We start from the raw sequence: 8,452 nt of genomic DNA on the forward strand, positions 1-8,452 counted from the left end.
CCGCCGTGCGCGCGATGACGCGCGACGCGACGCTGCACTACCGCGCGGGCCGCGTATGTCGGGCGCTTCGGCCGCTGCCGATCCATGCGCCGCATCTGCGCGCGCAGGCGGCCGACGACGATCGCGCGTCGTGGCGCGGCGCGGCGGACGGCGCCGCATTGCGCATTCTCCATTCGGATCCCGATCTGCATCGCGCGCAGCTCGGCGACGATCCGGTCGAGCGCGTGCTGTTCGAAATGCTCGAGCAACTGCGCTGCGAATCGCTCGCGCCGCCCGCGCTGCGCGGCGTCGTGCGGAACCTGCGGCACCGGTTCGAAGCCTGGTCGCGTACGTTTCACCTGTCGGGGCAGGCCGACACGCATGTCGGCATCCTCGTGTACACGGTCGTGCAGATCGCATGGTCGCGGCTGTCCGGCTGGCCCGTGCTCGACGAAACCGAAGACCTGATCGAAGCGTCGCGCGCGGCGATCGTGCCGCAGATCGGCGCGCAGCTCGCCGCGCTGCGCCGCTGCCGGCACGATCAGCGCGCATTCGCGGTGCACGCGCTCGCGCTCGCGCGCCGGATCGCGGCGATGATCCGCGACGCACGCGCGTCGGTCGTCGACACCGATCCGAACGACACGCGCGAGCCTGACGACGCGCTCACGCAGTTTTCGTTGTGGGTCGACTTCGACGATACGGGCGTCGACCTGCCGGCGCTCGTCGAAACGGGCGAGAGCGCGGTGCTGCACGGCGGCGACGGCGTTTATCGCGCGTATACGACGCGCTACGATCGCGAGCTGAAGCCGGCCGCGCAGATCCGCGCGGCGCTGCTGCGCGAGTATCGCGAACGGCTCGACGCACGGATCGCCGCGCAGCGGATCAACGTGCCGCGCCTCGCGCGTGTACTGCGTGCGGCGCTGGTCGTGCCGCAGACGGACGGCTGGTCGTTCGGCGAGGAGCACGGCCGCCTCGACGGCCGGCGACTCGCGCAGCTGGTCAGTTCGCCGGCGGAGCGGCGGCTGTTCCGGCTCGAGCGTGTGCGGCCGCGCGCCGACTGCGCGCTGAGCTTCCTGATCGATTGTTCCGGGTCGATGAAGACGTGGATCGACGCGGTCGCGCTGACGGTCGATACGCTCGTGCGAGCCGGGGACGCCGCAGGCCTCGCGACCGAGGTGCTCGGCTTCACGACCGGCGCCTGGAACGGCGGCCGCGTGCGGCAGGAATGGCTCGCGCGCGGCAAGCCGCGCCATCCGGGCCGCCTGAACGAGGCGTGTCATCTGGTCTTCAAGGATGCGACGACGCGCTGGCGCCACGCGCGCACCGGCATCGCCGCGCTGTTCAAGGCCGACCTGTTCCGCGAAGGGATCGACGGCGAGGCGGTCGAATGGGCGTGCGCACGACTGGCCGCGCGGCCGGAAGCGCGGCGCATCCTCGTCGTGATCTCGGACGGCAGTCCGATGGATGGCGCGACCGCGCTCGCGAACGATCCGTTCTATCTCGACAATCATCTGAAGCAGGTCGTCGCGCGCGCGGAAGCGGCCGACCGCGTCGAAGTGCTCGGGCTTGGCGTCGGTCTCGATCTCGGTCCGTACTATCGCCAGCGGCTCGCGATCGACCTGACGTCCGCGCCCGACATGAGGCGGCTCGCCGAGATCGCCCGCTGGATCGGCGCGCGGCGATGAATGCGCGAGCCTGCCTGCGGGCCGGGCGAGCGGCGCGCGAAGGGCGCGATGCAGCCGCTTACGCGCGATGCAGCAGCGGCGGCAGCGAGGTGGCGATCAGTCCGCAGCCGATCGCCACCAGCACGCCGAATGCGAGCCGGCGTGTCGCGACGGGCGACAGCGGCGGTGGATAGCGGCGCGCGGCGACCGTCGTCAGCATCACGACCGGCGTCGCGAGTGCCGCGAGCAGCCAGATGTCGCGATCGAGCCGGCCTTCGCACAACGTGTAGAGCACGCGCGTCGCGGACGTCGTCGTAAACAGCACGATCAGCGCGCAGCGGATCTGCACGAGCGTCAGCGGCTGCCGATAGAACTGGAAGATCAGCGGCGGCCCCGACACGCCGAACAGGCCGCTCAGCAGCCCGCCGAACACGCCGCTCATGAAGAAGCTGCGATTGTCGGAGCGCACGTCGAGCGGCGTCGGACGCAACGCGGCGCTGACGCCGCCGTACAGCACGACCGCACCGAGAATCAGCTGCAGCAGGTCGGCCGCCGAACGGCTCAGGCATTCGAGCAGCACCACGCCCGCGACGACCGACGGCAGGATGCCGAGCGTCGCCGCGCCGACCGCGCGCCAGTCGATGTGATGGAGCCGGCCGGGCAGCGCCGTCGCGCCGTTCGCGAGCGACACGATGCTCATCAGCGTCGCGACCGTCGCAAGCGGCGCGAGGCCGAAGCCGCTCGTCGCGCCCATCACGATCATCCCGAGCCCGAAGCCCGTGACGGTCTGGAAGTAGCTGCCGGCGCCGATCAACGCGATCAGGATCGCGAGTTTGTCGGCGGTCATGCGGGTGCCGCCTCGCTCGCCGCGATGCGCTGCGCGGCCGCCTGCGCCTGCACGGTCGTCGCCGCGATCACGTGATAGACGTCGTCGGCGCTGCAGCCGCGCGACAGGTCGTTCGCCGGCCGGCGCAGCCCCTGCAGCAGCGGGCCGACCGCCTTCGCGCGGCCGATTCGCTCGGCGAGCTTGTAGCCGATGTTGCCGGCTTCGAGGCTCGGGAACACGAGCACGTTCGCGTGCCCGCCGACCTGCGAATGCACGATCTTGCGTTCGGCGATCTCCGCGACGATCGCCGCGTCGAGCTGCACGTCGCCGTCGATCGCGAGCGTGGGCCGCTGCGCGCGCACGCGCTCGGTCGCGGCCGTCACCTTGTCGACGGCCGCGTGATGCGCGCTGCCGCTCGTCGAGAACGACAGCATCGCGACGCGCGGCGTCTCGCCGAGCAGCGCCTGCGCGCTATCGGCGGCGGCCATTGCGATTTCGGCGAGCTGCTCGGCATCCGGATCGACGACGAGCGCGCAATCGGAGAAGATCAGTCCGCCCTTGATCGTGTGGAACGGTTCGCAGAGCATCATCAGGAAGAAGCTCGATACGAGACGGAACGCCGGATCGACGCCGATCAGCTGGATCGCCGCGCGCACGACGTCGGCCGTCGCGTGCACGGCGCCCGCGACCGAGCCGTCCGCGTCGCCGAGCCGCACCATCAGGTTCGCGTGACACAAGGGGTCGAGTACCGCGTCGCGCGCGGCGTCGGCCGTCATGCCCTTGTTCTTGCGCAGCGCATGGAGCGTGTCGGCATACGCATCGCGCGACGCGGAGGCGGCCGGATCGACGAGCGTCATGCCGTCGAGCGACACGCCGTCGCGTGCGGCGGCCGCATGGATCGCCGCGCGCGCGCCGACGAGCACGACGTGCGCGATGCCGTCGCGCGTCGCGCGTGCGGCGGCCGCGAGCACGCGCGGATCGTCGGCTTCGCTGAGCGCGATGCGCATCGGCCGGCGGCGCGCGGCTTCGAGAATGCGGTCGAGAGCTTTCATCGGAAACTCGCAGAAGGAAAAACGGCCGGAAGCGGCGGCCCGCACGGGGCACGGCATCCGGCCGGGGACCGGCCGCGCGCGTCGCGCACGGCCGGCGTCATGCGTCGGCGACGCGGCGTTACACGTAGTCCTTGTACTTGTCGAGGATGCGGACCGGCTTCGACAGCGCATCGCGGCGGAACGGATCGCCGAGTTCGCGCGTGCACATGATCTCGATGATCGTCGTCTTGCCCTCGTTCATCTGCATGTCGATCGCGCGCTTCAGGGCCGGGCCGACGTCCTCGAGACGATCGACGACGATCCCTTCGGCACCCATCGCACGCGCGATCGCCGCGAAGCTCTGGTTGTCGAGCTCGCCCGCGACGAAGCGACGGTTGTAGAAGTCGACCTGGTTCTTCTTCTCGGCGCCCCACTGGCGGTTGTGGAACACGACGGCCGTGACCGGAATGTTGTGACGCACGCAGGTCATCGTCTCCATCAGGCTCATGCCCCATGCGCCGTCCCCCGCATACGACACGGCCGGGCGGTGCGGCGCGGCGACCTTCGCGCCGATGATCGTCGGGAACGCGTAGCCGCAGTTGCCCCAGCTCATCGCCGCGAAGAAGCTGCGCGGCTTGTTGAAGCGCAGATAGCTGTTCGCGACCGAGTTGATGTTGCCGATGTCGGTGGACACCATCACGTCCTCGGGCATCGCCTTCTCGAGCTCGCGCAGCACCTGGCGCGGATGCAGATACTGGCCGCCGTTGAAGGTCTTCTCGTGCTTCTGCTCCTCGATCATGTCGAGGCTGAACGCGTCGCGCTCGTGCGTCCATTCGTCGAGTTCCTTCTCCCACGCGGCCTTCTCGGTCGCGATCTGGTCGGCGCGTTCGCCGCGCGTGGCGTCGCATGCGAGCGTGCGGCCCGCGAGACGCTGCGTGAGCGCGACCGCGGCGGCTTTCGCATCGCCGCAGATGCCGACCGAGATCTTCTTCACGAGACCGAGCATCTTGTGATCGGCGTCGATCTGGATGATCTTCGCGTCCTTCGGCCAGTAGTCGAGCCCGTGCTGCGGCAGCGTGCCGAACGGCCCGAGCCGCGAGCCGAGCGCGATCACGACGTCCGCGCGCGACAGCAGCTTCATCGCGGCCTTCGAGCCCTGGTAGCCGAGCGGGCCGCACCACAGCGGATGATTCGCCGGGAACGAGTCGTTGTGCAGGTAGCTGTTGACGACCGGCGCGCCGAGCCGTTCGGCGAGCGCCTTGCATTCCTCGACCGCGTCTGCCATCACGACGCCGCCGCCCGAGATGATCACGGGGAATTTCGCCTGCGCGATCAGTTCGGCCGCATCGTTCAGGCTTTGCTCGCCGCCGGGGCCGCGATCGAGCTTGCGCGGCTGCGGAATCTCGACCTTGATCTTGCCGTAGAAGTAGTCGCGCGGAATGTTGAGCTGCGTCGGCCCCATCTCGGCCTGCGCGCGATCGAAGCAGCGCGCGGTGAATTCGGCCATGCGCGCCGGGTGCGTGACGTGACCCTGGTACTTCGTGAATTCCTGGAACATCGGCAGCTGGTTCGCTTCCTGGAAGCCGCCGAGGCCGATGCCCATCGTGCCGGCTTCCGGCGTGACGATCACGACCGGGCTGTGCGCCCAGTACGCGGCCGCGATGGCGGTGACGCAGTTGCTGATGCCGGGGCCGTTCTGGCCGATCACGACGCCGTGGCGGCCCGAGACGCGCGCATAGCCGTCGGCCATGTGGCCGGCGCCCTGTTCGTGCACGACCGGGATCAAGCGGATTCCGGCCGGCGCAAAGATGTCCATCGCGTCCATGAACGCGGAGCCCATGATGCCGAACATGTCGGTCACGCCGTTCGCGGCCAGGGTCTCGACGAAGGCTTCGGACGGCGTCATGTCCTGCGGGCCGCTGGACGACGCGCGCTGGGAAGAGGTGTGTTCGCTCATAGGTGTCTCCGAGATTGTTCAATTAACGGAACATCATGTTCCGGATACTAGTTTCAGGCGAAGCCGGGTCAAGCGATTCCGCTGTCGGCTCGGCAATATGGAATGAAATGAAATGATTCGTTTCAAATTCGCGGATCAAGCCGGCTGCTTCGGGCGCTCCTTGCGGAACGCGCGCTTGACGGCGATGAGGCCGTCGCGGAATTCGAACAGGTCGCAGCCTTCGGCCTCGATGCGCCAGCCTTCCGCATGCGTGCCGGTGAATACCCATTCGGACACGCCGCGATTGCCGGTCACGTAGTGGCGGCCGCGGCCCCAGTGCGCGTCGGGGAAGGTCTTGAACACCGCTTCGAACGCGGCGCGCACGGCGTCGCGGCCGACGAAGCGCGTGCCGTGCACGTCCGGGCCGCCGGCTGCGTCGAACACGCAGTCCTCGGTCATGAAGCCCATCAGCGCATTCGCGTCGTGTCGGTTGAACGCGTCGGAAAAGGCCGCGAGCGTGGCGGCCGTGACGGCGGCGGGGGCGGTGAGCGTATCTGCCATAACGTGTCTCCTGTCGAGTGATGGGCGGCCGCGCTGCGCTGGCACGCATGCGGCACGCGGTATCGACACGTTAGTGAGCGGCGGTTTTTGACGGTAGCGCCAGTTCGGGGGTTTCGCTTGGGCCAGCGTGCACGCGCGGCCTCGGCGCGTGCGGCGCGGATCGTGCGCGCGTCATGCGTGCCTTATCCGGCTGGACGCTGGCCGTTCACGCACTGCGCCAGCGCCTGCACCCCCGCATCGATCCGCTCCAGCGGAATCGCGGAGAAGCCCATCCGGAAACAGCGGCGCGCATCGGCGTCGTCGTTCATGAAGAACACGTCGCCCGGTTCGATCAGGATGCCGGCCGCCTGCGCGTCGGCCGCGAGGCGCACCGCATCCAGCCACGGCGGGCCTTCGACCCAGCACGACGCGCCACCCGTCACGCGCACGTAGCGCGCGTCCGGCAGATGCGCGTCGAGCGCCGCCATCAGCGCCTGCGAGCGCTCGCTGTACGCGTGCGCGAGCCGGCGCAGCAGCGCATCGTGATGACCGAGCGCGAGAAACGTCGCGAACGCGCGCTGGATATACGCGACCGGATGGCGCACCATCAGCCGCCGCAACGCGCGCAGCTCGCGGATCAGCGCGCGCGGACCGACCACGTAGCCGAGCCGCAGCCCCGGCGCGAAGGTCTTCGACAGGCTGCCGACGTAGATCACGCGATCGGCGGTGTCGAGGCTCTTCAGCGCCGGATGCGGCGTGCCCGAGAACGTGTTCTCGCTCTCGTAGTCGTCCTCGATGATCACGAAGTCGTGCTGCCGCGCACGTTCGAGCAGCGCGCGACGGCGTTCGACCGGCATCGTCGCGGTGGTCGGACACTGATGGCTCGGCGTCACGTACACGTAGTCGCAGCGGGCGAGTGCCGCATCCTGCTCGTCGGGCGCGATGCCGTTGCCGTCGACGGGCAGCGGCAGCAGCCGCGCGTTGCGGTTTTCGAAGATGTTCCGTGCGTCCGGATAGCCGGGATTCTCGAAGCCGACCGTCGTGTGCTTGCCGCACAGCAGATCCGCGATCAGGTACAGCGCTTGCTGACAGCCGTTCGTCACGACGATCTCGTCCGGCATCGCGAACACGCCGCGGCGCGGCAGCACGCGCGTGCGGATCTGCTGGATCAGCGATTCGTCGTCGCGTTCGATCAGGTCCGGCGCCCAGTTGCGGATCTCCATCACCGACAGCGCCTTCAGGCAGCATTCGCGCCAGTCGTTGGTCGGAAACAGCGACTGGTCGAACTGTCCATAGATGAACGGGAATTCGTAGTGCTGCCAGTTCGCGGGCTTCACGATGTTGCGCTGCCTCGACGGCGGATGCGCGATCCGCTCGTGCCACGCGGGGCGGCCCGCATCGTCGTCGCTGTCCGGCTTCGCTTCGGGCGGCGCCGGCGTGAAGCCCGGCAGCCCTTCGAGCATCTTCGGATTGACGAAGTGGCCGCTGCGCTCGCGCGAGATGAGGTACCCCTCTTCGACGAGCATCTGGTACGCGAGCACGACCGTGTTGCGCGCGACGCCGAGCTGGTCGGCCAGTTCGCGGCTCGACGGCAGCGCGGCGTCCGGCGCAAGCTGACCGTCGAGGATCGCGGCGACGAGCATGCGCCGGATCTGGTCCTGCAGGCTCGTCTTCGACGTCGACGACCGCCGGAACTGCTGCGCCCATAACGCGGTCGGGGTACGGCTCGACATGCTTTCTCCTTCGAACGTGGCGGACACCGCGGCGCATCGCGCGGTCCCGCGGCGGGCGCGCGGTATCGCGAGCATACGCGCGCCGCGACCCAGATGTGGACTCAATGAAAGGCGGCGTCTGGTACTACTGCGCACCGGCGTGGCAAGACGATACTGAACTCGTCGCCGCTGCACGATCCGGAAAACTCCCCGGTACGCAGGCGCGGGACGACGCACGCGCGGCGTGCGTCGCGAAAGCGGAGCGGAGGGAGCGTGATGCACGTCGTCGTGTTCAGGGATCGTTGCGCGCGCGTGATGCGCATCGTGTTCGACGATGCGCACGCGCTGGCGGTCGCGTATCGCGACGACGAAGCGGTCGGCGAGCTAAGCATCGACGACAGTGCGCGTACGCCGCTGCTCGTGCGGCTCTATGTCGAGCCCGCGTACCGGCGCAGCGGCATCGCGCATACGCTGCTCGCGCATGTGTCGCGCGTGCTCGGCGAGCCCATTCGTATCGATACGCACACGCACGGCCGGCCCGATTCGCCGGCATGGACGACGCTGTGCCGCTGCCTCGCGCACGAAGGGATCGTCGTCGTCGACTGACGAACAACGACAGAAAAAGGGAGACCTCATGAGCACGGTGCTGAAGTCGATTCCCGTCGCGGACGCACGGCACGAAGCGTTGCGGATCGACGGGCAACGCGTGTGGCGCGACGCGACGATCGACGTGCGCAACCCCTACGACGGCACGCTCGTCGGCA

Annotated in this window: 7 protein-coding genes; 2 read left to right on the forward strand and 5 right to left on the reverse strand. The window is 69.0% G+C overall.

Features of this window, described 5'->3' with window-relative positions:
* The first annotated feature begins 5 nt into the window (after positions 1-5).
* Positions 6-1,664, forward strand: a complete 1,659-nt coding sequence (locus HMPREF3115_RS02690; protein ID WP_070553360.1) for a cobaltochelatase CobT-related protein — start codon at positions 6-8, stop codon at positions 1,662-1,664.
* A 58-nt stretch (positions 1,665-1,722) separates the two neighbouring features.
* Here HMPREF3115_RS02690 and HMPREF3115_RS02695 read toward each other — a convergent pair whose 3' ends face one another.
* The 5 genes from HMPREF3115_RS02695 to HMPREF3115_RS02715 form a co-directional block, all read right to left on the reverse strand.
* Complete coding sequence (locus tag HMPREF3115_RS02695) at positions 1,723-2,490, reverse strand: sulfite exporter TauE/SafE family protein (RefSeq protein ID WP_012217218.1); 768 nt, start codon at positions 2,488-2,490, stop codon at positions 1,723-1,725.
* A complete protein-coding gene (pta, locus tag HMPREF3115_RS02700; protein WP_059936548.1) occupies positions 2,487-3,521 on the reverse strand; it encodes a phosphate acetyltransferase in 1,035 nt (344 codons plus the stop codon). Before pta ends, HMPREF3115_RS02695 begins: the two co-directional genes overlap by 4 nt.
* Positions 3,522-3,639: 118 nt before the next feature.
* Positions 3,640-5,457, reverse strand: a complete 1,818-nt coding sequence (xsc, locus tag HMPREF3115_RS02705; protein WP_006403857.1) for a sulfoacetaldehyde acetyltransferase — start codon at positions 5,455-5,457, stop codon at positions 3,640-3,642.
* A gap of 135 nt (positions 5,458-5,592) precedes the next feature.
* The gene (locus HMPREF3115_RS02710) at positions 5,593-5,997 is read right to left on the reverse strand and encodes a nuclear transport factor 2 family protein (protein WP_006399779.1); all 405 of its coding nucleotides are present in this window, start codon (positions 5,995-5,997) and stop codon (positions 5,593-5,595) included.
* A 182-nt stretch (positions 5,998-6,179) separates the two neighbouring features.
* Complete coding sequence (locus HMPREF3115_RS02715) at positions 6,180-7,709, reverse strand: MocR-like pyridoxine biosynthesis transcription factor PdxR (protein WP_070553361.1); 1,530 nt, start codon at positions 7,707-7,709, stop codon at positions 6,180-6,182.
* Between the two features lie 255 nt (positions 7,710-7,964).
* Between HMPREF3115_RS02715 and HMPREF3115_RS02720 the strand changes: the two genes are divergently transcribed.
* Complete coding sequence (locus HMPREF3115_RS02720) at positions 7,965-8,294, forward strand: GNAT family N-acetyltransferase (RefSeq protein ID WP_070553359.1); 330 nt, start codon at positions 7,965-7,967, stop codon at positions 8,292-8,294.
* The last annotated feature ends 158 nt before the right edge of the window (positions 8,295-8,452 follow it).

The organism is Burkholderia sp. HMSC10F09 (assembly GCF_001806955.1).
Taxonomy (GTDB): Bacteria; Pseudomonadota; Gammaproteobacteria; order Burkholderiales; family Burkholderiaceae; genus Burkholderia; species Burkholderia multivorans.

Bases quoted from the DNA above. Each gene is read 5' to 3' on its own strand.
- pta (WP_059936548.1), bottom strand. From the start codon at position 3,521: ATGAAAGCTCTCGACCGCATTCTCGAAGCCGCGCGCCGCCGGCCGATG.
- HMPREF3115_RS02710 (WP_006399779.1), bottom strand. From the start codon at position 5,997: ATGGCAGATACGCTCACCGCCCCCGCCGCCGTCACGGCCGCCACGCTC.
- HMPREF3115_RS02720 (WP_070553359.1), top strand. From the start codon at position 7,965: ATGCACGTCGTCGTGTTCAGGGATCGTTGCGCGCGCGTGATGCGCATC.
- HMPREF3115_RS02715 (WP_070553361.1), bottom strand. From the start codon at position 7,709: ATGTCGAGCCGTACCCCGACCGCGTTATGGGCGCAGCAGTTCCGGCGG.
- xsc (WP_006403857.1), bottom strand. From the start codon at position 5,457: ATGAGCGAACACACCTCTTCCCAGCGCGCGTCGTCCAGCGGCCCGCAG.
- HMPREF3115_RS02695 (WP_012217218.1), bottom strand. From the start codon at position 2,490: ATGACCGCCGACAAACTCGCGATCCTGATCGCGTTGATCGGCGCCGGC.